Below are 436 nucleotides of genomic sequence, written 5' to 3'. Positions count from 1 at the left end.
ATGCCTGGGCGACGGTTCAGCGTGCCGAGCTGGGTCTTGCCGACCCGAAAGACCCGTCTCGTAGGCGGGCCCTTGTAACGCCCCGCGACCTGCCGCCAGAGCGCCAGCAGGTCGCACAGCAGATCACGGACGGGCTGCTGGCCCTCGCCGCCCAGGGCGAGGTGCGCAGCCGTGCTGACGTGCTCGAAAAGTTGACAGGTGCAGGCTTCCAGGTGGCCCGCGAAACCAAGTCATCCATCAGCATCGCCGACCCGGACGGCGGCAAGAACATACGCCTCAAGGGGGCCCTCTATGAGCGGGATTTCAGACTTGGCCCGGAGCTTCGAGGAGAAATCGAAGCAGCAAGCCATCGCTATCGAGACGGGCGTGACGAACGCCTACAAACAGCACGAACAGACCTTGCTCGCGGCATTGAGATCAAGCGAACAGAGCTTGA

At 63.5% G+C, this 436-nt stretch carries 1 protein-coding gene; it reads left to right on the top strand.

Annotated features, from left to right (window positions below):
* Positions 1-291: 291 nt before the first annotated feature.
* Positions 292-436, top strand: a 145-nt coding sequence (locus tag GHO25_RS27005) for an MbeB family mobilization protein (RefSeq protein ID WP_372240985.1), incomplete at its 3' end; no start/stop codon positions are given.

It is taken from the genome of Pseudomonas sp. FSL R10-1350 (assembly GCF_009600525.1).
Lineage (GTDB): Bacteria > Pseudomonadota > Gammaproteobacteria > Pseudomonadales > Pseudomonadaceae > Aquipseudomonas > Aquipseudomonas helleri.
This window is presented reverse-complemented; position numbering and strand designations above follow the sequence as displayed.